Here is a 26,094-nt window from a genome sequence, read left to right on the forward strand (position 1 = left end):
CATATGATACAATAGTGTGGACAACGAAAAAGGAGGCGATACGGTGGGATATGTAGAAGAATTACGAAAAATAGTTGGTCATCGCCCTTTAATTTTAGTTGGTGCTGTTGTACTCGTTATAAATGAAAATGGTTATGTTTTATTGCAGCAGCGGACAGAGCCGTACGGAAAATGGGGGCTACCTGGCGGGCTAATGGAGCTTAGTGAATCACCAGAAGAAACAGCTTATCGTGAAGTATATGAAGAGACAGGAATAAAAGTGAAGAACTTGCGACTAATCAATGTATTTTCTGGAGCGAACTACTTTACAAAATTAGCAAACGGTGATGAATTTCAATCTGTAACAACCGCCTATTATACGGATGAATACGAAGGGGATTTTGTTATGAATAAAGAAGAAGCAGTTCAGCTTAAATTCTTTTCAGTAACAGAACTACCTGACTATATTGTGGGATCGCATAAAAAAATGATTGCTGAATATATGAAGATTATGGAAAAAAAGATATAATAAAAGTGAAAGAAATACAAAAACACAGCTCTGGTTGGTAGTCCAGACGCATGATTTCATGTCAGTAACCTTCCCCTCCGGGATGTCCCGTATTTCTAATTTTTTAAAGGAGGGGCTGTCAATGGAGTTGACAGTATATCATGATGGCCAATTTTTTGTTGGAATTATTACATGCAAAGAACAAGGGAAATTGTATGGAGCGAGGTATATTTTTGGAGCGGAACCGTCAGATGAAGAAGTGCTTATGTTTGTGAATGGTTCACTTTTAGAGCATTTTCAGCATTTTGCAAAATGTGGTGTAGAAGTTAAAGAAAAACAGCGTCCTAAAAATATAAAGCGTATCATACGACAAACAGCAAAAGAAACAAATGTTAAACGTTTTACTAAGGCGCAAGAGGCGATTAGTTTATCTTATGAATTGCATAAACAAGAAAAGAAAGTGCAGTCTAAGGAGAAGCGAGAAGCTGAAAAAGAAAGAAGACGTTTAATTAAAGTACAAAAAGCAAAGCAAAAACATCGTGGTCATTAAAGAAAAGGTGTTAGAGCAAGTGCTCTAACACCTTTTCTATACTTAAATACAAGTAAACTTACTTGTATTTCATAAACATTAACTGGTAAGATACAAATAGGTAGTTTTAGAGGAGGGAAAAGAGTGATTAATTTTAACTTTTTTATGAATGATGTTGTCCGCCAAGCGCGTGAAGAGATTGTCTCTGCTGGATATACAGAATTGACGACGCCAGAAGCGGTAGAAGAAGCGTTTAAAAGAAATGGAACAACACTTGTAATGGTAAACTCTGTATGTGGTTGTGCAGGTGGTATCGCTCGTCCTGCTGCTGCGCATTCCGTACATTATGATAAACGTCCTAACCACCTTGTAACGGTGTTTGCAGGTCAAGATAAAGAAGCGACAGCAAGAGCGCGTGAATATTTCGAAGGGTACCCACCTTCTTCTCCATCATTTGCTTTATTAAAAGATGGAAAAATTGTAACGATGGTAGAGCGTCATGAAATTGAAGGTCATGAACCGATGCAAGTTATTGCAAAACTACAATCGTATTTCGAAGAGAATTGTGAAGAACTATAAAAAATAATAAAAAAGGCGGCACGTCCACAATCAAGTGGATGTGCCGCCTTTTTTATTTATTATTTTAATTTCTGAGATATGCATAGTTATGTTATTTTATGCATTATTTTATACACGACAAAAAGCGTTTATATTGTTATTTTATTTATTTTTATTTTATATATTGCATAAAAATAAAAGTGCTGATACAATACAAACATCGAATAAATATTCTATTAAACTTTTAAATATACATTATTAGGGGGAAGAAAGATGAAGAAGTTATTATCAATATCGTTTGCACTTATTTTAATTGTAAGTATATTCAGCGCTTGTAGTAATGGGGAATCGAAAGAAACAAAAGGAAATAAGAAAGTACTCGTAATGGGGACTTCAGCAGATTATAAACCATATGAATACGTGGAAGCTTCAAAAAGTGATGAAATTATTGGTTTTGATGTTGATGTTGCTAAATATATCGGAAAAGAACTTGGGTATGAAGTGAAAGTGAAAGATATGGACTTTGGTGGTTTATTAGCATCTCTTAGTTCAGGAAAAGTTGATTTCGTAATGGCAGGTATGACGCCAACTGCAGAGCGTAAAAATAATGTTGATTTTACAGATATTTATTTTGTTGCGAAAAATATGGTCGTTTCTAAAAAGGATTCTAATATTAAATCTGTAGAGGATTTAAAAGGGAAAAAAGTAGGAGTACAAACAGGATCTATTCAAGAAGAGAAAGCAGCAGAATTTAAAAAACAAGTAGATTTCCAAGTTGAGGGACGTGACCGTATACCAGAAATCGTACAAGAAATTAAAGCTGGTCGTTTTGACGCTGCAATTATAGAAGACACAGTTGCTAAAAATTATTTAGAGAAAATGAAAGATTTAAAAGGAATTGAAATTAAAGAAGCGCCAGAAGAAGTTGGCGCAGCAATTGCCCTTCCGAAAAATAGTGATAAAACAGCTGAATTTAATAAAGTAATTAAAAAAATGCAAGAAAATGGAGAAATGGATAAATTAGTGAAGAAATGGTTTGGCAGCGAAAAATAAGCTGCCTTTCACTTTTCTTTGAGGGGAATGAAAAGGATGAACTTAGATTTTTCGGCGATTACGCCTTCGATACCATATATACTAAAAGGTTTAGAAGTTACTTTGAAAATTGTAGCAGTATCAGCTTTAGCAGGATTTATTTTAGGAACATTATTAGCACTTTGTAAAATTGCTAGAATACGAGCGTTAAATATAGCAGCAGATTTTTATACATCAATTTTTCGTGGTACACCACTTGTATTGCAATTAATGATTATTTATTTCGGCGTCCCGCAAATAATTGGTTATGAAATACCAGCATTCTTAGCAGCTGTACTTGCATTTAGCTTGAATTCAGGTGCATACATGTCAGAAGTGATTCGTGCTGGTATTCAAGCAGTTGATAAAGGACAAACAGAAGCAGCGATGGCTTTAGGGATACCGTACGGAAAAATGATGAGAAATATTATTTTCCCTCAAGCATTAAAAAATATATTACCAGCTCTTGTGAACGAATTTGCGACACTTACGAAAGAATCGGCTGTAGTAACAGTAATAGGCGCGACTGATTTAATGCGTCGTGCTTACATCGTAGGCGGTGAGACATTTAAATATCTTGAACCATTACTTTTTGTTGGACTCATTTATTATATGTTAGTCATTATTCTTACATTAGTCGGGAAGGCAATTGAAGGGAGAATGAAGAAAAGTGATTAAAATTGAAAACCTTCATAAATCATTTGGTAAAAACGAAGTATTAAAAGGAATTACAACAACGATTGAAAAAGGGGAAGTAGTTGCAATTATAGGACCTTCTGGATCAGGAAAATCAACATTTTTACGTTGTATGAATATGTTAGAAGCACCAACGGATGGTCACATTTGGATTGGAACGGAAGAAGTAACGAATTCGAAAACGAATGTTATGCATGTTCGTGAAAATGTCGGTATGGTATTTCAGCATTTTCACTTATTTCCTCATATGACTGTATTAGAAAATATTACGTATGCTCCTATCAATGTAAAAGGGGTAACGAAGCAAGAAGCTGAAAAGAAAGCGGAGAAACTTTTAGAAAAGGTTGGATTAGTAGATAAAAAAGATACGTATCCGAATCGTCTTTCGGGAGGACAAAAGCAACGTGTAGCAATTGCAAGAGCGTTAGCGATGGAACCGGAAGTTATGTTATTTGATGAACCGACATCGGCGCTAGATCCAGAGATGGTGAAAGAAGTGTTAGAAGTTATGAAATCGTTAGTTACGACAGGAATGACGATGGCTATCGTTACACATGAAATGGGCTTTGCAAAAGAAGTGGCAGATCGTGTTCTTTTCTTGGACGGAGGAAAGCTTGTAGAAGATAGTGTGCCAGAAGAATTTTTTGCAGCGCCGAAAAGTGAACGTGCGCAACAATTTTTACAAAAAATATTGTAATATGAAAAGGTTATGTGAATAATAAGTAGAAAAGGATGACATTGTGTCATCCTTTTTTTATACTAACTGTAAATACGTTTATACATATAGGAGTAATGATATGTTTAAAATTGGATATCGTACAGTAAAAACAGCAATTGGGACAGGCGCGGCAGTTTTTATTGCTCAGTTATTAGGATTAGAATTTTATAGTTCAGCAGGTATTTTAGTTATTTTATGTGTACAAAATACGAAGCGCAAATCGCTTCAAGTGTCGTTACATCGTTTTCTAGCGTGTGTATTATCAATGGTATTCGCGTTTTGTATTTTTGAAACGATCGGCTATACACCACTTGCAATTAGCATATTGTTACTTACATTTATTCCGACTGCAGTAATGCTTAAAATTCAAGAAGGTATTGTCACGAGTTCAGTTATTGTTATGCATCTATATTCATTGAAGCAAATTACATGGCTTATAGTTGGAAATGAAATTGCTATATTAACGATAGGGATTAGCGTGGCTCTATTAGTGAATATGTATATGCCGAGTAGTGAAAATAAGCTAAAAGAGTATCAAGATAAAATAGAGAGTAATTTTAAAACGATTTTGTTTGAAATGGTTGTGTATTTACGAAATCGAGAAAGTAGTTGGAGTGGAGCAGAACTCATTGAAACCGAGAATATGTTAAATGAGGCAAGAGATTTATCGTTTAAAAAACTTGAGAATGCATTTATGCGAGAAGATGATTATTACTATCGTTATTTTAATATGCGTATGCAACAATTCGAAATTTTAGAGCGAATGATACCACTAGCAGCTTCTTTATCGTGGACATATGAACAAGCTGACATGATTGCAGATGTTGTTGAAAACATTGGTAATGCTATTAGCCCTGAGAGTACTGGCGTTATTTCCTTAAGGCAGCTTCAAGAAATGAGGGAATTATTTAGAGACATGCCATTGCCAGCTACACGCGAAGAATTTGAGATACGTGCGAAACTTGTTCAACTTGTGTATGAAATGGAACAATATTTACTCATTAAAAGTCGCTTTAAGGGAAAGGATAATATAAAAGAACTTATATAGAAGGTAGGAATTATCTATGCCGTATCTTCTCTCTATCATATTATGTCTTTCTTTATCGCCGCTTTGGCCTCTTGGGGAGAATCCACGTGCCGGAGATCCTTTTATTATTGTAAATAAAGCAACGAATAAATTAGCTTACATTGACGATGGAAAGATTCAAAAGGTTTCTCCAGTAGCGACAGGGAAAACGAATGAATTAACTCCAGAAGGAACTTTTGATGTTGTAATGAAAGCGAAGGATCCATATTACATTGCAAAGGATATTCCAGGTGGATCGCCAAAAAATCCACTTGGATCAAGGTGGATTGGATTTAATGCAAGAGGAACTGATGGAAGTAAATATGGAATACATGGAACAAACCAACCGAGTTCAATTGGAAAGTATATTTCACAAGGATGTATAAGAATGAAGAAAAACGATGTGGAATATTTGTTTGATCGTATTCCAATTGGAACGAAAGTATGGATTGTGAAATCGAAAAAATCATTTCAGCAATTGGCAAAAGAAAAAGGAGCCGTTGCATATGAAAAAGCCAACGAAAATGATGTGCACCCCAATTGTTAGACACAATTAACAATTGGAGGTGTATTTTTTTATGGGAAAGTTTTCTCCTAAAGAAAAGATACAGATAGTAAAACAATATTTTAATGGAATAGATGGTGGAAAAAGGCTTGCTAAATCTCTAGGGATTCATTCTAGTGTAATTTATCAGTGGATCAAACAATATGAGGCATTTGGAGAAAAAGCTTTTGAAAAACGCTATACAACTTATTCGCTTCAGTATAAACTAGATGTGCTTAAATATATGGATACGCAAGGGACATCTATTAGAGAAACAGCGGCAATTTTTAATATTTCCTCTCCTGAAATAATTCGTAGATGGAAAGTAGCTTATGATTCAAATGGTGTGGATGCCCTACGTTCAAAGCGGAAGGGACGTCCAGCTATGAAAAATAAGAAGGTTAAGGTGCAACCCAAAAAAGATACAGTGCTAGTTGAGGGGTCTATAGAAGCACTACAAGCAGAAAATGAACTTTTACGTATGGAAAATGATTATTTAAAAAAGTTAAATGCCTTAGTTCAGAAAAAGAACAAATCATAGATCAAGACAGAGCACAGGTAATTTATGAATTAAGGCACGAATACAAAATCATCGATCTTGTGAAAATCGCTGGTATTGCCCGCAGTACGTACTATTACTGGATTAAACAAATGGAACGTCCAGATAAATATAAGAACATTAAAGAATTAATCCAAGAGATTTTTGAAGAGAATTATGGTAGATACGGTTATCGTCGTATCACATTAGAATTACGTAACCGTGGATATATATTAAACCATAAAACAGTTCGTCGTTTAATGAATATTATTGGATTAAAATGCATGGTTCGTATAAAAAAATACCGTTCATATAAGGGAGAAGTAGGGAAATTCGCAAAGAATATTTTGAAGCGTGAATTTAATGCATCTAAGCCTAATGAAAAGTGGGTAACAGATGTCACTGAATTTCATCTCCATGGTAAAAAACTATATTTATCTCCTGTTTTAGACTTATATAACGGGGAGATTATAGCTTACAATATAGAAAATAAACCTGTGTATTCACTTGTATCAAAAATGCTTAATAAAGCCTTTACACGCTTAAATGATGGAGAAACTCCTATTCTTCATTCAGATCAAGGATGGCATTATCAGATGAAGATATATCAACAATCACTAAAAAAACATAAGGTTATCCAAAGTATGTCCCGTAAGGGAAACTGTTTGGACAATGCAGTCATAGAAAACTTCTTTGGCTTATTAAAATCTGAATTATTCTATCTTAAAGATTTTGAAAGTATGGAGCATTTTAAGATAGAATTAGAGAATTATATTCATTATTATAATCACAAAAGAATTAAAGTGAAGTTAAATGGAATGAGTCCAGTACAATACCGGACTCACATCCAATCAGTCGCTTAACTTCTTTGTCTAACTTTTTGGGGTCAGTTCAAAAGGTTGGCTTTTTCTATTGTAATAAGTTGTCTTGACATGTGTACATAACCATGCGTTAATGAAAGTATAGAAAGATAAAATTAGATAAAGGGGTTGCTCATATGTACTTGAATCCAAAACTTTCGTATATGCAGTTTTTTATGGGATTTCTATTTGTTATTACATTCATATTGGCAACTTTTAATATATGTTCTTATCTTGTAGCGATTGTATGTATGGCATTACTTAATCTCACTTTTGTTATTGGAGCATTTCAGCAGAAACAATATACAAGTTTTGTAATAGCACTTGTAATGTCATTTTCCTTTAGTATTGTAGCGATTGTGTTTTATATAAAATAAACCATCTCGATGTCGAGATGGTTTATTTTTTCATGTGTAAAAAGTAAAAAAAGGACGAACACATCGCCCTTTTTACCAAAACATACTCGCGCCAGCAAGTAATGTTGTTACAAGCATAGAAATTAGCATCACATAAACCATAATTTTTTGAGCTTTTTTATGCATCGTTATACCTCCTTGCAAATCAGTACAATTTCATTGTAACGAGAAATGAAATTATGGACAAGGGGAGAGTGAGGACAAAATTCGGGAGGGGATTGCAAAATATAACAGGAAATTTGAGTGTGTATAGAGAATATAGTTAAAGGATATATTGTTAATTTTTAGTTGGGCAAGCTGAAGAATGGAGATACGATGATGAAAATATACGAAACAGATCGTTTATACTTAAGGGAAATAGATGAGTCGTATGCTGAAACAGTTCTTCAATATTACGACAGAAATCGTGAATTTTTAAAAGCTTGGGAAGAGTATAGACCGGATGATTTTTTTACGCTAGATTATCAAAAGAAAAAGTTGCAAAAGGATAGAAAAGAGTTCGAAGACGGGAAAATCATCAGACTATGGATTTTTAAAAAGGGTGATGATACAAAAATAATTGGGTGTATTTCATTTAATTTAATCGTTCGTGGCATTTATCAATCTTGTGTACTCGGTTATAAATTAGATAAAGCAGAGTTAAACAAAGGGTATACGACAGAAGCACTTAGAAAAGCAATTCAAGTTGCTTTTGAGGAATTTCAGTTACATCGTATAGAAGCTCCGATTATGCCTCGTAATTTAGCATCTATACAAGTGGTGACGAAGATAGGTTTTCAATATGAAGGCGTGTCTAGGAAGATGTTAATGGTAAATGGCGTGTGGGAGGATCATATGCGCTGGGTATTGTTAAATGAGTAATAGAAAGCAGATGGTTATCTAGACATGTAAACCATCTGTTTTTTGTCTTGTATTTCGAAACTTTTGCGAAATTCTGTTATAATTAGTAGTGTTACATACATAATGGTAGTGCAGGAGGCGCAGTCTTATGATTAATCAAGAACGTTTAGTAAATGAATTTATGGAATTAGTACAAGTAGATTCTGAAACGAAATTTGAAGCAGAAATCTGCAAAGTATTAACGAAGAAATTTACAGATTTAGGTGTAGAAGTATTTGAAGATGACACAATGGCTGTAACTGGTCATGGTGCAGGCAACTTAATTTGTACTTTACCAGCAACAAAAGATGGTGTTGATACAATTTACTTTACTTCTCATATGGATACAGTAGTTCCTGGTAATGGAATTAAGCCTTCTATTAAAGATGGATATATCGTATCAGATGGTACAACAATTTTAGGTGCGGATGATAAAGCTGGATTAGCATCAATGTTCGAAGCAATCCGTGTTTTAAAAGAGAAAAATATCCCTCACGGTAAAATTGAATTTATTATTACAGTCGGAGAAGAATCAGGTCTTGTTGGTGCAAAAGCTTTAGATCGTGAGCGTATTACAGCGAAATATGGCTACGCATTAGATAGCGATGGAAAAGTTGGTGAAATCGTTGTTGCAGCTCCAACACAAGCGAAAGTGAACGCAATTATTCGCGGGAAAACAGCTCACGCTGGTGTAGCGCCGGAGAAAGGTGTATCTGCAATTACTATCGCAGCGAAAGCAATTGCGAAGATGCCACTTGGTCGCATTGACTCTGAAACGACTGCAAATATTGGACGTTTTGAAGGTGGTACACAAACGAATATCGTTTGCGATCATGTACAAATCTTTGCAGAAGCTCGTTCGTTAATCAATGAGAAAATGGAAGCACAAGTTGCGAAAATGAAAGAAGCATTTGAAACAACTGCAAAAGAAATGGGCGGTCATGCAGACGTTGAAGTAAACGTTATGTACCCAGGATTTAAATTTGCTGATGGCGATCACGTTGTAGAAGTTGCAAAACGTGCAGCTGAAAAAATTGGTCGTACACCTTCTCTTCACCAAAGTGGTGGCGGAAGTGATGCAAACGTAATTGCAGGACACGGTATTCCAACAGTTAACTTGGCAGTTGGTTATGAAGAAATTCATACAACAAACGAGAAAATTCCTGTTGAAGAGTTAGCAAAAACAGCAGAATTAGTTGTTGCAATTATTGAAGAAGTAGCGAAGTAATGGAATAGAAAAAGCGTGTAAATCAATTGTGATTTACACGCTTTTTATTTTGACTCGATTGCTTTGACAAGACGTATAAGCCAATATAAGAAAAACTATGGAAGTATATACGTTGTTGCTATATGTACTAGACGAGGGAATAATCCTAACGTATTCATATTGAAAATCGGAAGTAGTAAATAATTAATTGCAATGATTAATATAACTACAAGGAACATATAGTTAATTTCATCATAATCAGCCTCTTTCACATGTGTATCCTCTTTATATCGATTATAAAAAAGAACAAGTAATTATTATAACTATTGTGCAAAATTTGATATAATAAAAGAACGAACGTTCTGATCAGGGGGTGAGTACTATGCGAGAAATGTATCCGAAAAATGGTCGTGTTATTTTACATGTAGATATGAATTGCTTTTTCGCATCTGTTGAAATTGCTCATGATCCATCATTACAAGGAAAGCCATTAGCGGTTGCTGGAAATGAAAAAGAGAGAAAAGGAATTATAATAACATGTAGTTATGAGGCGAGAGAATACGGAATACGTACGACGATGCCCCTTTGGGAAGCGAAAAGATTATGCCCGCAATTAGTTGTAAGGCGTCCTAATTTCACATTATATCGCGAAGCTTCATTTCAAATGTTTCAAGTCCTTTCCCGTTTTACAGAAAAGATACAACCAGTCTCAATAGATGAAGGATATTTAGATATTACAGATTGCTATGCACTTGGTTCGCCTCTTGAAATAGCAAAGATGATGCAACAAGCACTATTAACAGAGTTACAGCTTCCGTGTAGTATCGGAATCGCTCCAAATCTTTTCCTAGCAAAAACAGCTTCTGATATGAAAAAACCTCTCGGTATTACCGTGCTTCGAAAACGTGATATTCCAGAAATGATTTGGCCACTTCCAGTTGAAGCAATGCATGGGATTGGAGAAAAAACAGCTGAAAAATTAAATGAAATTCATATACATACAATTGAACAGTTAGCGAAGGGAGACGAGCATATCATTCGCGCTAAAATTGGCAAGCACGGTATTGATTTACAAAAGCGTGCAAAAGGTACGGATGATAGGGAAGTGGATCCGAGTCAAATGGGCCAACATAAAAGTGTCGGTAACTCGATGACTTTTTCAAAGGATATGGATGAAGAGAAAGAATTACTTGATATGTTAGAACGGTTATCAAAATCAGTGAGTAAAAGATTACAAAAGCGAACCCTTGTCAGCTATAATATTCAAATTATGATTAAATACCATGATAGGCGAACAGTAACACGGAGTAAGCAATTGAAAAATGCGATTTGGGAAGAACGTGATATTTTTCAAGCAGCATCCCGTTTATGGAAGCAACATTGGGATGGTGATTCCGTTCGTTTACTAGGTGTTACAGCTACTGAAATAGAGTGGAAGACAGAATCGGTGAAACAATTAGATTTGTTTTCATTTGAAGAGGATGCGAAAAAAGAACCACTACTTGCTGTCATTGATCAAATTAATGATAAGTATGGAACACCGATTTTACAACGAGGTAGTCAACTACTACGTAAGCAAGAGAAGTCGTTTCAACAAAAGTTAGAAAATAAGTTTATGTAGAAGGTGTCATGAAGTAGTAAAATCATGACACCTTTCATTTTTAACTTGCTTCTAAATCTAATGAAGTTTTCCAACCAGCTGCAGTAACGCCAGATTCTAATAGCATTCTACTTACTATTTTTTCAATTAAGATAGCCGCATTTGTCTTGCAATGTAATGTAGCCTGTATACACACCTTTCGATTAGAATCTACATCTTCGCTATACAACTCTTTTAAACCGAGCCCTTCTGTACTTACCATATGCATAAGTAAAAAACGAATATGTGCTTCATTTTCTTCTGAACAAGTAAGGGAAAGTAAGTAGTTTGTTTGTTCTGGTGATTCTTTTTTTGATTTTTTATTCATAAAAAGAGCAATTGGGCGAAGGAGTATATTTGCTAGTAACACGCCGGCTGTACCTAATATAGCTGCAACGAGGAAACCGGCGCCTGTAAGAGTACCGACAGCAGCTGCACACCATAAAGTAGCTGCCGTATTTAGCCCTCTAATACTAAAACCATCGCGGATAATAACGCCACCCCCTAAAAAGCCAATGCCACTAACGACTTGAGCAGCAATGCGGGATGGGCTAGCATCATGATCAAGCATGACGGATAATAAAACAAATATACAGGCACCAAGTGATACGAGAGCATTTGTCCGTAACCCAGCCATTCTGTGTCTCCATTGTCTTTCCATTCCAATGCAAGCTCCTACAATAATTGCTATAACTAATCTGAATACAATGTCGTACCATACCATCATGGTCACCTCCATATATAAATATGTGTTATGTCTTTTAGAATGAGCGGGGAATATCCACTCATTCTTATTTTTACAACCAGCTACGAAACTTTTTAATATAAAGCTTTTTTAGGAATTGTGTTAAAAAAGCGTAGCCTAATAGTATTCCTACTAACCAAGGAAAGTAGTTAAGTGGCAATGCTTGTAAACCAACGGCTGCACCAAGTGGTGAGAATGGAATATAAATCCCGATTGCCATAATAAGAGCGGTTAATAAAACGACTGGTGTTGATGCAGTGCTTTGAATAAATGGAATCTTTTGTGTTCTTATCATGTGAACAATTAAAGTTTGTGTTAACAATCCAACGACAAACCAACCGGACTGGAATAATGATTGCTCGCTCGGTGTATTTGCACCAAATACATTCCACATGACTACGTATGTGATAATATCAAATACGGAACTAATTGGGCCGATACAAATAATGAAGTTTCGTAAGTTTGCAGTATCCCATTTTCGTGGTTTTTCTAGAAACTCTTTATCCATTTTGTCCCATGGAATAGAAAGTTGTGAAATATCATAAAGTAAGTTTTGAATTAAAAGATGAATGGCAAGCATCGGTAAAAAAGGAATGAAAGCACTTGCTACTAACACGCTAAACACATTACCGAAGTTAGAGCTAGCTGTCATCTTAATATATTTTAAAATATTTCCGAATGTAGTACGTCCTTCTAAAATACCTGCTTCTAATATAGTTAAACTTTTTTCGAGTAGAATAATATCGGAAGCTTCTTTCGCAATATCAGTAGCAGTATTAACAGATATTCCGACATCAGCTTCACGTAATGCTACAGCATCGTTAATGCCGTCTCCCATGTAACCTACAGTGTGTCCATTTCCTTGTAATGCGTGTATAATACGAGATTTTTGCATTGGATTAAGCTTCGCAAATACAGTCGTTTCTTCAGCAAGTTTTGCTAATGCTTTATCTGGTAAAGAATCAATCTCGTAACCGAGGATTGGTTCGCCGATATCTAATCCAACTTCTTTACAAACCTTTCTTGTAACAATTTCGTTATCGCCAGTTAAAATTTTCACTTGTACACCATGTTTTTGTAATGCTTGAATTGCAGCTGCTGCAGATGGTTTCGGTGGATCTAAAAAGCCGATATATCCACTGAGAATCATATCTGTTTCGTCTTTTACTGCGTACTCTTTATTATTTATTCTTCTATCTTTTTTATAAGCCACAGCAATAACCCGCATACCTTCACTATTTAATGTCTCACTTAGTTTTTTGACATTTGAACGTATTTCCTCGGTGAGTGGAACGACTTTTTCATCCACTTCGGTGTAATTACAAATTGATAAAATTTCTTCTACGGCACCTTTACAAACCATTGTATGTTCACCTGAAATATCTTTTACGATGACTGACATACGCCGGCGGGCGAAATCGAATGGAATTTCATCTAGCTTTTGAAAAGCTGATGGATTAAATTTATTGTTTTCCTCTGTATGCTTAATAACAGCTTTATCTATTAAATTTTTCAATCCAGTTTGATAGAAACTATTTAAATAGGCAAATTGTAAGACGCGATTGCATTCATTTCCCTTGGGATCTAAGTGACGAACAAGGACAACTTTATCTTCTGTTAAAGTTCCGGTTTTATCTGTACAAAGAATGTTCATAGCACCTAAGTTTTGAATAGAATTTAGCTGTTTTACAATTACTTTTTGTTTAGACATGTTAACGGCACCTTTAGCTAAATTAGCAGTTACAATCATTGGTAACATTTCAGGTGTAAGACCAACAGCGACGGCAATAGCGAAGAAGAAAGCTTCTTGCCAATCTCCTTTTGTGAATCCATTAATGAGAAGGACAATAGGCGCCATAATAAGCATGAATGTAATTAAGAGCCAGCTTACTTTGTTTACACCTTTATCAAAGCTTGTTTCTACACGCTTTCCAATTACCTTATTTGCTAAAGAGCCGAAATACGTATCGGTACTTGTTGAGATGACAACAGCTTTTGCGCTACCACTTACAATATTTGTTCCCATGAAGCAAAGGTTTTCCATATCGAGTGGATTGTAATTTTTTTTCATGTTTTTCGGTAAGATATGCTTATTTTCTGTATGGTAGCAGTGTTCGTATTTTTCTACAGGAAGTGCTTCCCCTGTCAAAGAAGATTGATTAACAAATAAATCTTTAGCGGATACAACACGCACATCAGCTGGAACGATATCACCAGCTGAAAGGGAAATAATATCGCCAGGTACAAGTTCCTCAATTGGAATTTCTGTTGTGTAATTTCGGTTTAAATTCTTTACATTTTTTGTTTCATGTACAAATCCATTTATTCTAAATACGCTCGCAGTTGTTCGAACCATAGCTTTTAACTTATCGGCAGCTTTTTGAGAACGAAATTCTTGGGAAAACCGAATCGTTGCACTAAGTAGGACCATTACAGATACGACAATCGTTCCTTGCATATCATCTGTGAAAAAGGAGAGTGCTCCAAGAGCTAATAAAACGAAAATAAATGGATTTTTAAATGCCAATAGAAATTGAATGTACCACGGCGCCATTTTATTATGAGCTATTTCGTTCGGACCATATAAAGAAAGTCTACGAGACGCTTCTTGTTTAGATAATCCATCTTGTGTTGTTTCTAAAAGTTTTAACGCAGAGCTTACATCTTGTGTTGCAACCTCCACTAATAATTCGTTATTTGTTTTCATGCTATCTTGCTCATAAGCATGCTTTGTTTCTTGTCTTTGTAAATTAAACATCGGTAGTTCCTCCTCTGTCATGAAGGAGGAAACAATCTGTTACCTAACTATTTGAAATGGTGAGGAACAGTTTCTTTCCTACCTACATGATGAAATACGAATGTAAAACGTATGGGTATCTGGGCCGAATCATCAATTGCCAACTGTTCCTCACCTCCGTACAATTTAGTAGTTTCTGAATATGCTATGTTTGTTTCATAGTAAGGTGCATATAGACGTAAAAAGACCTTTACTCAAAACGAGTAAAGGTCTGAATTCGCAGTTAAAAGAGTCCACAACAAAGACTGTTAGTAGACATAAATAAAAACAGTTTTTGTGTATGACAAAATACATGCACCTCTCCCTCGTTGAGTTTTAGCACTGTATAGCATAGGTACTGAAACCAGCTACGTTAAAAAAGGCCTTCATTCCGACCTTTCCTGTTGACCCATTGGCGTCTCTCGACATTTTTGGGCAGCAGCGTTTCTCTATACAGGAGCCTCACCTAACAGAGACCATATTCAATTACATGTTGAATGTTAGCACTGTAAAATCGTAGTGTCAATATCTTTTTTATCTGTGTTTTTAAAATATTAAACGGATTTATAATAGATATGTGGGATGAAATGCATGATATTGATTATGAATAATATGGAAAATAAATATTTTTATAAAAGGGGAATTTGTAAGGGTACCACAAAATTTTATTATAAATATTGAGAATCAAAAATGGTTGTTTAATGAGCAGGAAGATTTATGTTCACACGGAGAAATATATCCCGCATTAACGGGCAGTAAGACTCCCACCTCAAAATTCGGCTAGAGCAAAGGAGCTAGGTGGGAGAGATCAAACTGCCCGTAAAAGCCCGATTGGTTCAACTAATAATCAGTGGGGACGGTGCCCCCCCACTGATTAAAGTTTCACTTTATTTAAATGTGGATGGAACGATTATTACGCGGACAGGTATGGATGAGGAATGGGGAATAAGTGAATCAGCTTTAGCTTTGTTACGAACTTTAGATAAAGAATATATTTGTGATATTGAAAATGAAGAGGGGGTTATTTTGCACGGATGTGGCACTATCCTAATGTTAGGATGCCCAATTTCAATTCATTGGACTATAAACCATATAGGTAAAAATGTGATTTTAAAGGACTTTGTCAAAGTTATTTCTACTGATCAAAAGGCTATATACTATGAAGGGCTTCATATAGAATTGAATGAAAATGAATATAGAAAACAAATTGTTTCTTTTGCACTACAAGCAAAAGAATTATTTAATAAATCAAGTGAAAAGATAATTTTAAATGAGCTTGAGCGAAGTATGTATACCGACTTTTGGACGGAATATGATCATTTGTTAAATAAGTATAAATAAAAAAGCACTGTAACCAGTGCTTTTTTATTATAGATTACGAGATTGTAGGGTTTTCAAAAATAACAATCTCTGAACTGTTTGTAGTTGAAACGCGTTGGGCGTAATATGTTAAAGCTGAAGAAATATATGCTGGTAACGTATCATTTGTATGTGATGTTGTATATTCATGGATTAATTCCTTTAAAGTTGTCCATTCTAATTGTGCTGGGTGATCAGACACGAAAGAACTTACCCAGCGATCAAATGAAGATGAAAAATCAGTTTGTAAACGAAATACTTCTTTCATAATAAAACGCTCCCTTAAAATGTAGTATAATTATTTTACCACAAAACACGAACGATTGGTAAATTTTTTAAGTATAACGTTCGTGTTATATAGTTGTCTAGATGATTGGTTATGTAAATTCGATTTGCCATTTGAAATAACATTCCGTAAGATGAGAGATAGAGTATATTTAGAGCTGGAGGAAAGAAAGTGGAATTTGTATTTTTAGGAACTGGTGCAGGTGTTCCTTCAAAAGGAAGGAACGTTTCAGCAATTGCTTTACAATTGTTAGAAGAACGAGGACAGACTTGGTTATTTGATTGTGGCGAGGCCACGCAACATCAAATATTACATACATCGGTACGTCCGCGCCGCATTGAAAAAATATTTATTACGCATTTACATGGCGATCATATTTTTGGATTGCCTGGTTTATTAGGTAGCCGTTCATTTCAAGGAGGAACTACGCCTTTAACGGTGTATGGACCGAAAGGAATTAAACAATTTATTGAAGTGGCATTATCGGTAAGTACGACACATGTGAAATATCCACTTGAAGTTGTGGAGATAACAGAAGAAGGTACCGTATTTGAAGATAATGAATTTTATGTAGAAACGAAAAGATTGTCACACGGTATAGAATGTTTTGGATATCGTATTGTAGAGAAAGATATACAAGGTGCTCTTTTAGTTGATAAATTGCTTGAGATGGGTGTGAAACCAGGTCCAATCTTTAAACGTTTAAAAGATGGAGAAGTAGTTGAATTAGAGGATGGCACGATATTAAATGGAAATGAGTTTATCGGCCCACCTCAAAAAGGAAGAATTATTACTATCTTAGGTGATACGCGATATTGCGAAGCGAGTAGGGAGCTTGCGCAAGATGCAGATGTACTTGTCCATGAAGCGACTTTCGCAGCAGAAGATGAGCAACAAGCGCATGATTATTTTCATTCCACATCTAAGCAAGCTGCGAGCATTGCACTTCAGGCAAATGCGAAGCGATTAATCTTAACTCACATTAGTTCTCGCTATCAAGGAGATACATATAAGGAATTATTGAAAGAGGCAAGAGAGTTGTTTTCTAATACAGAAATAGCGACAGATTTGAAATCATTCCCAGTAGAAAAATGATAATTTTGTAAAAAATGGTAACGATGGGTTGCCATTTTTTTATGTCTAAAAAAATTTAAAAATAAAACTGTTATTATTTTATGCTTATACTTGGATGATACAGAAAATTAGAATGGTTTGAATATATACGATAAAAATACGAAATAATGATTATTTAGAAAAACTGTTATATAAGTCAGATGACATACAAGTGATACAAATAGCAGGAATGGACTTTTATTCAGAACTTTTAAAATTCAACAAAAGTAAGCGTTTTATAAAAAACAAGCTATAATGAGGGCAGATTATAATTTATGATAAGTCACATGCTTTTTAGTTATTATCGTAACAAGTGAAGTTGACTAAACCATGAGAGAGTAACATGAGAATTATAATAGGAAAGATATCACTTGTTTATGCTATGCTTGCAATGGCTTCTGTGTTAAACTTTGGATTGCTACCAGACTTTATTGTGGATTATCTTATATCATTTTTTTAATGAAAATAATACTAAGATTCTTATGTATTATGATAACTGGTATTATTTCAGGTTATATTGGATTACTTTTATTCAAAAATTATCCAATTCATACAGCAGAACAAATTCGTGGTACAACTGGAAAAGCGACAGATGTAGCAGCTTAATAGAATAGTAGAATAAATTTTTTTCATAGAGGTTTAGGGGGAGTTATGATGAAGTATCGCTCAGTATTTGATATTATCGGTCCAGTTATGATTGGACCATCAAGTTCACATACAGCAGGCGCGGCAAGAATGGGGCAAGTTGCTCGCCAGCTGTTTCGTCATGAACCAGAAAGAGTAAGCATTTCGTTATATGGATCATTTGCAAAGACGTATCGAGGGCATGGTACCGATGTAGCACTAATCGGTGGAATATTGGGATTTGAAACAGATGACTTACGTATTCCAGAGGCGCTAGAAATAGCAAAAGAGCGCGGAATTGAAGTGGAATTCATTGAAGAAGATGCCAATGCACCTCACCCAAATACAGCAAGAATTCGTTTGTATAAAGGTGAAGAAGAAATTGAAGTTGTTGCTTGCTCAATTGGTGGCGGTAAAATTGAAGTTGTAGAATTAAACGGATTCGATCTTCAATTATCAGGCACAAGTCCAGCACTACTTATTGTAAATAACGATCGCTTTGGTGCTATTGCAGCGGTGGCTTCAATCCTTGCTACACACGAGATTAACATTAGTACAATGAGTGTTTCTCGTAAAGAAAAAGGAAGAAGAGCGCTTATGGTTATTGAAACAGATGAATTATTAGCAGATGAAGTGATTGAAGAAATAAAAGCGCAACAAAATATTTGTCAAGTAACTATTATGGATTAATTGCAGGGGGGACACACCATGTTTCGGAACGCAGCGGAACTAGTGGCGCAAGCTAAAGAACAAAATGTAAAAATCGCAGAAATTATGATTCAATGTGAAATGGAAACAAGACGTATTTCACGTGAAGAAGTAATTGCTGGTATGGAAAAGAACTTAGTCGTGATGGAACAAGCAGTAGAACGTGGTATTCGCGGCGTGAAATCACCAACTGGTTTAACTGGTGGAGATGCTGTAAAAGTTCAAGCGTATATGAAGAGTGGAAAAGGCTTATCTGGAGATACGATTTTGGATGCAGTAAGCAAAGCTGTTGCAACAAATGAAGTAAACGCAGCGATGGGAATTATTTGTGCAACACCAACAGCAGGGTCTGCTGGAACAGTGCCAGGTGTACTATTTGCACTAAGAGAAAAATTGCAGCCTACACGTGAAGAAATGATTGAGTTCTTATTTACAGCAGGAGCTTTCGGTATGGTTGTTGCGAATAATGCTTGTATTTCTGGTGCGGCAGGAGGATGCCAAGCTGAAGTTGGTTCAGCAAGTGGAATGGCGGCTGCAGCTGCAGTTGAGATGGCTGGTGGAACACAAGATCAAGCAGCTACAGCGATGGCAATTTCATTAAAGAACATGCTTGGTTTAGTGTGCGATCCTGTTGCAGGACTTGTAGAAGTGCCTTGTGTAAAACGTAATGCAGCAGGAGCTGCGAATGCGATGATTTCAGCAGATTTAGCATTAGCTGGTGTAACGAGTACAATTCCATGTGATGAAGTAATTGAGGCAATGTTTAGAATTGGACAAACGATGCCAGTAGCACTTCGTGAAACAGCAGAAGGTGGACTTGCAGCAACGCCGACTGGTCGTCGCCTGCAAGAAGAGATTTTTGGGAAGAACAATAACTAAGTGTAAAAATAGAAAAAGGAGCTCAAGTTTATTTGAGCTCCTTTTTCTATTTTTCTTTTGTTAGTTGTTCTAATGTTTTTCCAAGATTATGTGATCGTTCCGTTGCCTGTGTAATACAAGAAATAAGTGCTTGTTGAAATTCATGTTCTTGTAATACTTCAATACCTGCTTCGGTAGTTCCACCAGGAGAAGTAATTTCCTTTCGCAAAATAGAAGGGTGCTTGTCACTTGCTTTTAGCATTTCAGCAGCACCAATCATCGTTTGAAGAATAAGTGATTTTGCAACATCTTCTTTTAAACCAATTTTTTTTGCAGCTTCTTCCATAGCTTCCACTACGTAATAAATATAAGCAGGTCCACTTCCGGATAATGCAGTGACAGCATGCATATCATCTTCCTCTACAACAGAGACGAGACCGATCGTTTCAAATAAAGATGTTGCAGTGCGAATATGTTCCGCTGTTGCATGTTTTGAAGGGGAGATAGCGGTAGCTGATTTTAGAATGGCTGCGGATGTATTTGGCATTGCACGAATAATTGGAACGTCTTTTTGAAGTAGTTTTCTAATTGAGTGAGTAGAAACACCTGCTAGTAATGAAATAATAAGCACGTTATTATTTATGTATTCTTTAAAAGGGGTAAGCGCCTCTGCAACATCCTTTGGTTTCATTGCTAGAAAAAGAATATTTGCATCAGTAAGTAATTCTTTTTTATTATGAGTACCTTTGACACCGTATTTTTTATGTAGCTCTTGTAATCTCGTCTCGTTAGAACGATTACTTACAGTAATTTGTTCACCTTTAACAACATTTGCATGTAACAAGCCACCAATAATAGCTTCAGCAATAGAGCCTGCACCGAGAAAGGAAATGTTTTGAATAGACATGATGTTCCTCCTTTAATTTTGGTTAGAAATTCTTATAAATGTACATACATTCGTTTTCTTATAGGAAACACCTCTTTTTATCTGAAAATAATGACAAATATATATAGAAGTTGTAAACTGAAGAAGTATTCATTTTTGAACCGGAAAGAGACAGGGGGGGCTAAGCATGACGGCGATTCACCGAATGGAGATTCCTGTACCATTTGCAGTGGAAACTGTGAATGTGTTTTTAGTTGAGGGGGAGACATTAACATTAATTGATACAGGGACGAATACAGAAGAGGCAAGGAATGCGTTAGAAAGTCAATTAGGTGCATTAGGATATACGATAGAAGATATTGAAACAGTAGTCATTACGCATCATCATGCAGATCATTGTGGACTTTTAAATATATTTTCTGAGAAGACGAATATTATTGGACATCCTTGGAATGAGCCTTGGATCACACAAAATCCAGAATTTTTAAAGCGGTATCATGAATTTTTTAGAGAGACGGCCTTACAGTTTGGTGTGCCAGCAGCATTTTTGAAAGACGAGTCGTTATTGACGACGAGGACACTTAAATATTCTTGTAATAGATCGTTAACGCATACTGTGAGAGAAGGAGATCGTATTAATTCTTTGCCTGGATTTACAGTGCTTGAAACACCAGGCCATGCTTCTACTCATATTTCTTTATATAGAGAATCTGATGGAATATTAATTGGTGGAGATGCTCTCATTAGTCATATTTCTTCGAATCCAATACTAGAACCACCATATGAAGGGCAAACAGAACGGGCACGCCCATTACTACAATATAATCAAACATTACAGCGTTTAAGCGAAATGAATATTTCACGCATTTTATCAGGGCATGGGGAAGATGTTCTAAATGTGAAACAACTTATTGAAACGAGATTACAAAAGCAAGAAACACGTGCTTTTAAAGTACTTGAGTTATTAAAGGAAAAACCAATGACAGCATTTGAAGTATGTGTAAAACTATTTCCGGTATTATATAAAGAACAATTACCACTTACTATTTCAGAAACGGTTGGACAATTGGACTATTTAGCATATAATCAACAAGTGATGATTGATGAGTCATCGCAACAATTGATTTATTATGCAAAGTAGGTGACAGCAATGACAGGACGTTTACAAAATAAAGTAATCGTCATTACAGGTGCTTCTAGTGGGATTGGTGAGCAAGTTGCAATGCAAGTTGCAGCACAGGGAGCGACTCCAGTATTAATGGCTCGAACAGAAGAGAAACTACAAGCGTTAGTAGACAAAATTAAAGAAACTTATAATACGCCTTGCTATTATTATGTATTAGATGTAAGTGATGAGATGGAAGTACAGTCTGTTTTTTCAAAGGTATTACAAGAAGTGGGACGTATTGATATATTAGTAAACAATGCGGGATTTGGTATTTTTAAAACGTTTGAAGATGCGTCAATGGGTGAAGTAAAAGATATGTTCCAAGTAAATGTATTTGGATTAGTAGCATGTACGAAAGCGGTACTACCTTATATGGTAAACAAGAATGAAGGACATATTATTAATATTGCTTCACTTGCTGGAAAAATTGCAACTCCGAAATCGAGTGCTTATGCAGCAACGAAACATGCCGTATTAGGATTTACGAATAGTTTACGCATGGAATTAGCGAATACAGATATTTATGTTACAGCAATTAATCCAGGTCCGATAGATACAAACTTTTTTGAAATAGCGGATCAATCTGGTACATATGTAAAGAATATGGGACGTTACATGTTAAAACCAACATACGTAGCAGAACAAATCGTAAAGTCGATGCACACGAAAAAACGTGAAGTAAACTTACCGAAGTGGATGGGCATTGGTCCGAAACTTTATGCTTTATTCCCAGGTTTATTTGAGCGTGTTGCAGGTAAATCATTAAGTAAAAAATAGGAGATTTCCATATGGAAATCTCCTATTTTTTATTGTTTTCCAGTTACATAATCATAAACAATATCCTCAATTTCCTCGTATAAATCAATTTCAATATTTGAATGAGTCACCGTTTGAATATGTTTCACTAGCATTTCCTGATCTTCTTTTGATATTGGACTGCATTGATATTGTTGAAAACTTTTTATAATCATTTTCTCAATTAATTTTTCGTTCATATTTTTCCCCGCCTGTATGTACGTATGTATTGTTTTATTGTACTTGAAGTGAAATAAAAAAACTACTATGCACTATTTTTGTATAAAAATTCGGTTGAGTATATTATTTTTCTAATAAAATTAAGTTTTTTTAGATTTAAAAATTTATAAATATTTAATTGACTCTATAAATATACAATATTATAATCATACTTAATTTAAAGAATCGATATGAGGAGGAACTTATGAAAGTCGCAATTATTGGAGCCACTGGATATGGGGGCATTGAGTTAATTCGTTTATTAGAACAACATCCATATTTTTCGATAGCATCTCTCCATTCTTTTTCACAAGTTGGTGAGTGTATAACAAATGTATATCCTCATCTTCGAAATGTCCTTTTTCATACGTTACAAGAAATTGATGTGGAGACGATAGGAAAAGAAGCAGAAATCGTATTTCTAGCAACCCCAGCAGGAGTATCGGCGGAGTTAACTCCTAAGTTATTAGCAGAAGGTTTAAAAGTAATTGACCTATCTGGAGACTTTCGTATGATAGATCCTTCGTCATATGAACTGTGGTATAAAAGGCCAGCAGCGAAAGAAGAAATTCTTAGAAAAGCAGTGTATGGGTTAAGTGAATGGAAAAGGACTGGGATTCAAAAGGCAAGTTTAATTGCAAACCCAGGATGTTTTGCTACAGCCACATTGCTAGCGATAGCGCCGTTAGTACGTAGCGGCATGATTGAAGAAGATTCGATTATTATTGATGCGAAATCAGGGGTATCAGGAGCAGGTAAAACACCAACAACAATGACTCACTTTCCTGAGCTATATGATAACTTGCACATTTATAAAGTGAATGAGCATCAGCACGTTCCAGAGATTGAGCAAATGCTTACAGAATGGAATAGTGAATCACAGCCAATTACATTTAGCACACATTTAATACCGATATCACGAGGAATCATGATTACACTTTATGCAAAAGTAAAACAAAAGATGGAAATAAAGCAACTTCAAAAATTGTATGAAGAAACGTATGAACAATCGCCTTTCATCCGAATTTGTACGCAAGGGAAATTTCCAAGTCCAAAAGAAGTGAGAGGCTCAAATTATTGTGATATTGGCATAGCTTACGATGAAAGAGCTGAAAGAGTTACGGTCGTTTCTGTTATAGACAATATGATGAAAGGCGCGGCTGGGCAAGCGATTCAAAATGCAAACATAATAGCGGGACTAGAAGAGACAACAGGTTTACAACATATGCCGCTTTATGTATAAGGGGGACATGGTGATTAAAGTAGCGTCTATTACAAAATTAGAAAATGGTTCAATTGTAACGCCGAAAGGCTTTTCGGCAATTGGTACTGCAAATGGTTTAAAAAAGGAGAAAAAGGATTTAGGTGCCATCGTTTGTGATGTACCAGCATCATGTGCCGCTGTGTATACAACGAATCAAATACAAGCAGCTCCTTTACAAGTAACGAAGGATAGTATAACGGCAGAAGGGAAGTTACAAGCAATTATCGTTAATAGTGGAAATGCAAATGCTTGTACTGGAATGAAAGGATTACAAGACGCATACGAGATGCGCGCATTAGGGGCGGAACATTTTGGGATGAAAGAAAATTACGTTGCAGTAGCTTCAACAGGTGTAATTGGTGTTCCACTGCCGATGGATATAATCCGAAAGGGAGTTGCAACTCTTATACCGACGAAGGAAGAAAGTGAAGCATATTGTTTTTCTGAAGCAATTTTAACGACGGATCTTATAACGAAAGAAACTTGCTATGAAATGATTATTGATGGGAAGAAAGTGGCGATTGCGGGTGTTGCAAAAGGTTCAGGGATGATTCATCCGAATATGGCAACGATGCTTAGTTTTATTACGACAGATGCTCATATAGAGCATGACGTATTGCAAACAGCGTTATCCGAAATTACGAATCATACATTTAATCAAATTACGGTAGATGGAGATACTTCTACGAATGATATGGTCATCGTTATGGCAAGTGGATTATCAGAAACAAGGCCGATAAATATGGAACATACAGATTGGGAAACTTTCGGGTTCTGGTGCAAAAAGATGATAAATAAAAAAGAATCAAGGATTCCTAACGGAATTACCTGCTAAGCAGTTAATCCAAACAGCTGGTTGATAAAAATATTCTGATTTCGGACAGACTGGTCCTGTAAATCAATTTGTTCTTTTTTGACCATATGCATGGCTTCAACACCACTCAATATAGAGGCGGATGTTTTGTATGATTTAAATCCCAACATAGAGCGTATACGTTTTTTAATGAAACGATGGTCTTGTTCTACTATGTTATTTAAATATTTTATCCTTCGGATTTTAGTGCCTATTGGAATCCTTTTTTCTTTCTTCAACTGTTCGATAGCAATTGGATAAGCAGGGTTCTTATCAACCGTGATGATACGAGGTTTTGAGACATGAAAAGACCACAAAGCTTTCTTGAAGAATTGTTTTGCAGCCTTATGATTTCTCGATTTACTTAGATAAAAGTCAATTGTGTTCCCCTCAGAATCAACAGCACGATATAAGTACATCCACTGTCCTTTTACTTTTATATACGTTTCATCTACTCTCCAGGAGTCATTCGTTTGTTTGAGGTAACGTCGAATTCGCTTATCTAACTCCGGTCCATATTGATGTACCCATCGCATAATAGTTGTATGAGCCAGGAATAACCCTCGTTCCTCCATCATTTCCACTAAATCACGAAAGCTGAGGTTGTACCGTAGGTACCAACGTACAGTTAATAAAATGATGTCTGGTTGATAATGTTTCCACTTAAATAAATTCTCCTTTTCCATACTGATCACACACCTTTTATAGAGTAATACTATCAGTATTTCCAAGTTTGATAGACCATTTTCATCTACTTCAAAGTTTTTGCACCAGAACCAACTTTCGTATGTGCTTTACAGCAAGTATGTGAAGATTTAGCGAAAAAAATTGCGCAAGATGGTGAAGGAGCTACGAAGTTAATAGAAGTAAATGTGCTAGGAGCTCAAACGAATGAAGAGGCAAAAAAAATTGCAAAGCAAATAGTCGGTTCGAGTCTTGTGAAAACAGCAATACATGGTGAAGACCCAAACTGGGGGCGAATTATTAGCAGTATTGGACAAAGTGAAGTAGCTATTCATCCGAACACAATTGACATTACTCTTCAATCTATATCGGTATTAAAAAATAGTGAGCCTCAAATATTTTCTGAAGAAGAAATGAAAGAGAGATTACAAGAAGATGAAATAGTCATTAATGTGTACTTACACTTAGGTGAAGAGACAGGATCAGCTTGGGGCTGTGACTTAAGCTATGAATATGTGAAAATAAATGCTTGTTATCGTACATAAGGA

Annotated in this window: 27 protein-coding genes, 3 pseudogenes and 1 riboswitch; of the genes and pseudogenes, 22 read left to right on the top strand and 8 right to left on the bottom strand. The window is 35.6% G+C overall.

The genetic code is table 11. The annotated features are described in order from the left end of the window. Positions 1-43 precede the first annotated feature (43 nt). From MHI28_RS26355 to MHI28_RS26400, 10 genes are all read left to right on the top strand, one after another. The gene (locus tag MHI28_RS26355) at positions 44-508 is read left to right on the top strand and encodes an NUDIX hydrolase (protein WP_000542551.1); all 465 of its coding nucleotides are present in this window, start codon (positions 44-46) and stop codon (positions 506-508) included. Between the two features lie 121 nt (positions 509-629). Next, positions 630-1,037 carry a YjdF family protein gene (locus tag MHI28_RS26360; RefSeq protein WP_000424202.1) on the top strand — a complete coding sequence of 136 codons (408 nt, stop codon included), beginning with the start codon at positions 630-632 and terminating at the stop codon, positions 1,035-1,037. A 144-nt stretch (positions 1,038-1,181) separates the two neighbouring features. Further along, positions 1,182-1,595, top strand: coding sequence for a BrxA/BrxB family bacilliredoxin (locus tag MHI28_RS26365; protein WP_001979317.1), 414 nt, complete (start codon positions 1,182-1,184; stop codon positions 1,593-1,595). Between the two features lie 252 nt (positions 1,596-1,847). Beyond that, positions 1,848-2,627 (top strand): transporter substrate-binding domain-containing protein, encoded by a 780-nt coding sequence (locus MHI28_RS26370; protein WP_000735462.1) that lies wholly within the window; start codon positions 1,848-1,850, stop codon positions 2,625-2,627. A gap of 36 nt (positions 2,628-2,663) precedes the next feature. Continuing rightward, positions 2,664-3,323 (top strand): amino acid ABC transporter permease, encoded by a 660-nt coding sequence (locus tag MHI28_RS26375; protein ID WP_001046915.1) that lies wholly within the window; start codon positions 2,664-2,666, stop codon positions 3,321-3,323. After that, a complete protein-coding gene (locus MHI28_RS26380) occupies positions 3,316-4,038 on the top strand; it encodes an amino acid ABC transporter ATP-binding protein (protein ID WP_000590207.1) in 723 nt (240 codons plus the stop codon). The genes MHI28_RS26375 and MHI28_RS26380 overlap by 8 nt, the downstream gene beginning before the upstream one ends. A gap of 100 nt (positions 4,039-4,138) precedes the next feature. Further along, positions 4,139-5,107, top strand: a complete 969-nt coding sequence (locus tag MHI28_RS26385) for an aromatic acid exporter family protein (RefSeq protein ID WP_000472671.1) — start codon at positions 4,139-4,141, stop codon at positions 5,105-5,107. Between the two features lie 16 nt (positions 5,108-5,123). Then, complete coding sequence (locus MHI28_RS26390; protein WP_340828333.1) at positions 5,124-5,672, top strand: L,D-transpeptidase; 549 nt, start codon at positions 5,124-5,126, stop codon at positions 5,670-5,672. Between the two features lie 31 nt (positions 5,673-5,703). After that, positions 5,704-7,070 (top strand): IS3 family transposase gene (locus MHI28_RS26395; RefSeq protein WP_327947199.1). Its coding sequence is split into 2 segments (ribosomal slippage): positions 5,704-6,166 and positions 6,166-7,070, totalling 1,368 coding nucleotides; the frame shifts between segments, so codons are not numbered across the junction. Positions 7,071-7,204: 134 nt separating this feature from the next. Further along, positions 7,205-7,444, top strand: coding sequence for a DUF3894 domain-containing protein (locus tag MHI28_RS26400; protein ID WP_000281167.1), 240 nt, complete (start codon positions 7,205-7,207; stop codon positions 7,442-7,444). Between the two features lie 72 nt (positions 7,445-7,516). Here the strand turns inward: MHI28_RS26400 and prli42 are convergent, their stop codons facing one another. After that, a complete protein-coding gene (prli42, locus tag MHI28_RS26405; protein ID WP_000549037.1) occupies positions 7,517-7,609 on the bottom strand; it encodes a stressosome-associated protein Prli42 in 93 nt (30 codons plus the stop codon). A gap of 189 nt (positions 7,610-7,798) precedes the next feature. Between prli42 and MHI28_RS26410 the strand changes: the two genes are divergently transcribed. Both MHI28_RS26410 and MHI28_RS26415 read left to right on the top strand, forming a co-directional pair. After that, positions 7,799-8,344: a GNAT family N-acetyltransferase gene (locus MHI28_RS26410; protein WP_014894891.1), complete on the top strand. Its 546-nt coding sequence runs from the start codon at positions 7,799-7,801 to the stop codon at positions 8,342-8,344. A gap of 127 nt (positions 8,345-8,471) precedes the next feature. Beyond that, the gene (locus MHI28_RS26415; RefSeq protein ID WP_000609803.1) at positions 8,472-9,590 is read left to right on the top strand and encodes a tripeptidase T; all 1,119 of its coding nucleotides are present in this window, start codon (positions 8,472-8,474) and stop codon (positions 9,588-9,590) included. Positions 9,591-9,685: 95 nt separating this feature from the next. Here MHI28_RS26415 and MHI28_RS26420 read toward each other — a convergent pair whose 3' ends face one another. Next, the gene (locus tag MHI28_RS26420; RefSeq protein ID WP_000656487.1) at positions 9,686-9,841 is read right to left on the bottom strand and encodes a hypothetical protein; all 156 of its coding nucleotides are present in this window, start codon (positions 9,839-9,841) and stop codon (positions 9,686-9,688) included. A 110-nt stretch (positions 9,842-9,951) separates the two neighbouring features. Between MHI28_RS26420 and MHI28_RS26425 the strand changes: the two genes are divergently transcribed. Then, complete coding sequence (locus tag MHI28_RS26425; protein ID WP_001208861.1) at positions 9,952-11,190, top strand: DNA polymerase IV; 1,239 nt, start codon at positions 9,952-9,954, stop codon at positions 11,188-11,190. A 40-nt stretch (positions 11,191-11,230) separates the two neighbouring features. Here the strand turns inward: MHI28_RS26425 and MHI28_RS26430 are convergent, their stop codons facing one another. Together MHI28_RS26430 and mgtA are read right to left on the bottom strand one after the other, a co-directional pair. Further along, positions 11,231-11,932, bottom strand: a complete 702-nt coding sequence (locus MHI28_RS26430) for an MgtC/SapB family protein (protein WP_000262346.1) — start codon at positions 11,930-11,932, stop codon at positions 11,231-11,233. A 73-nt stretch (positions 11,933-12,005) separates the two neighbouring features. Further along, positions 12,006-14,711 carry a magnesium-translocating P-type ATPase gene (gene mgtA, locus MHI28_RS26435; RefSeq protein ID WP_000482692.1) on the bottom strand — a complete coding sequence of 902 codons (2,706 nt, stop codon included), beginning with the start codon at positions 14,709-14,711 and terminating at the stop codon, positions 12,006-12,008. 331 nt (positions 14,712-15,042) lie between these two features. Beyond that, a riboswitch (M-box (ykoK) riboswitch) is annotated at positions 15,043-15,210 on the bottom strand. Positions 15,211-15,339: 129 nt separating this feature from the next. Here mgtA and MHI28_RS26440 point away from each other — a divergent pair. After that, a pseudogene (locus MHI28_RS26440) lies at positions 15,340-16,070 on the top strand (hypothetical protein). A gap of 34 nt (positions 16,071-16,104) precedes the next feature. Here the strand turns inward: MHI28_RS26440 and MHI28_RS26445 are convergent. Next, positions 16,105-16,356 (bottom strand): DUF3932 family protein, encoded by a 252-nt coding sequence (locus MHI28_RS26445; RefSeq protein WP_000665709.1) that lies wholly within the window; start codon positions 16,354-16,356, stop codon positions 16,105-16,107. 189 nt (positions 16,357-16,545) lie between these two features. Between MHI28_RS26445 and rnz the strand changes: the two genes are divergently transcribed. The 3 genes from rnz (at position 16,546) to sdaAA (ending at position 19,698) form a co-directional block, all read left to right on the top strand. Then, positions 16,546-17,469 carry a ribonuclease Z gene (rnz, locus tag MHI28_RS26450; protein ID WP_000397454.1) on the top strand — a complete coding sequence of 308 codons (924 nt, stop codon included), beginning with the start codon at positions 16,546-16,548 and terminating at the stop codon, positions 17,467-17,469. A 672-nt stretch (positions 17,470-18,141) separates the two neighbouring features. After that, a complete protein-coding gene (gene sdaAB, locus MHI28_RS26455; protein ID WP_000877451.1) occupies positions 18,142-18,801 on the top strand; it encodes an L-serine ammonia-lyase, iron-sulfur-dependent subunit beta in 660 nt (219 codons plus the stop codon). Positions 18,802-18,819: 18 nt separating this feature from the next. Continuing rightward, positions 18,820-19,698 carry an L-serine ammonia-lyase, iron-sulfur-dependent, subunit alpha gene (gene sdaAA / locus MHI28_RS26460; protein WP_000489454.1) on the top strand — a complete coding sequence of 293 codons (879 nt, stop codon included), beginning with the start codon at positions 18,820-18,822 and terminating at the stop codon, positions 19,696-19,698. 46 nt (positions 19,699-19,744) lie between these two features. Here the strand turns inward: sdaAA and proI are convergent, their stop codons facing one another. Next, complete coding sequence (gene proI, locus MHI28_RS26465) at positions 19,745-20,584, bottom strand: pyrroline-5-carboxylate reductase ProI (protein WP_000027254.1); 840 nt, start codon at positions 20,582-20,584, stop codon at positions 19,745-19,747. A 166-nt stretch (positions 20,585-20,750) separates the two neighbouring features. Here proI and MHI28_RS26470 point away from each other — a divergent pair, with 166 nt between their 5' ends. Next, the gene (locus MHI28_RS26470) at positions 20,751-21,704 is read left to right on the top strand and encodes an MBL fold metallo-hydrolase (protein WP_000125124.1); all 954 of its coding nucleotides are present in this window, start codon (positions 20,751-20,753) and stop codon (positions 21,702-21,704) included. Positions 21,705-21,713: 9 nt separating this feature from the next. Next, entirely contained in the window at positions 21,714-22,508 is a 795-nt protein-coding gene (locus MHI28_RS26475; protein WP_000147789.1) for an SDR family NAD(P)-dependent oxidoreductase, read from the top strand. Between the two features lie 29 nt (positions 22,509-22,537). Here MHI28_RS26475 and MHI28_RS26480 read toward each other — a convergent pair whose 3' ends face one another. Next, positions 22,538-22,726, bottom strand: coding sequence for a YqzH family protein (locus tag MHI28_RS26480; RefSeq protein ID WP_001003222.1), 189 nt, complete (start codon positions 22,724-22,726; stop codon positions 22,538-22,540). A gap of 224 nt (positions 22,727-22,950) precedes the next feature. Here MHI28_RS26480 and argC point away from each other — a divergent pair, with 224 nt between their 5' ends. Together argC and argJ are read left to right on the top strand one after the other, a co-directional pair. After that, positions 22,951-23,988, top strand: a complete 1,038-nt coding sequence (gene argC / locus MHI28_RS26485; protein WP_000861240.1) for an N-acetyl-gamma-glutamyl-phosphate reductase — start codon at positions 22,951-22,953, stop codon at positions 23,986-23,988. Positions 23,989-23,998: 10 nt separating this feature from the next. Continuing rightward, positions 23,999-24,823, top strand: a pseudogene (argJ, locus tag MHI28_RS26490) (bifunctional ornithine acetyltransferase/N-acetylglutamate synthase); the annotation flags it as partial. Positions 24,824-24,840: 17 nt separating this feature from the next. Here the strand turns inward: argJ and MHI28_RS26495 are convergent. Beyond that, positions 24,841-25,548 (bottom strand): IS6 family transposase, encoded by a 708-nt coding sequence (locus MHI28_RS26495; RefSeq protein WP_326274466.1) that lies wholly within the window; start codon positions 25,546-25,548, stop codon positions 24,841-24,843. Positions 25,549-25,641: 93 nt separating this feature from the next. On the opposite strand from MHI28_RS26495, the pseudogene MHI28_RS26500 reads away from it, so the two are divergent. Further along, positions 25,642-26,091 (top strand): annotated as a pseudogene (locus tag MHI28_RS26500) (bifunctional ornithine acetyltransferase/N-acetylglutamate synthase); the annotation flags it as partial. Positions 26,092-26,094 lie beyond the last annotated feature (3 nt).

It is taken from the genome of Bacillus sp. FSL K6-0268, assembly GCF_038005425.1.
Taxonomy (GTDB): domain Bacteria; phylum Bacillota; class Bacilli; order Bacillales; family Bacillaceae_G; genus Bacillus_A; species Bacillus_A thuringiensis_S.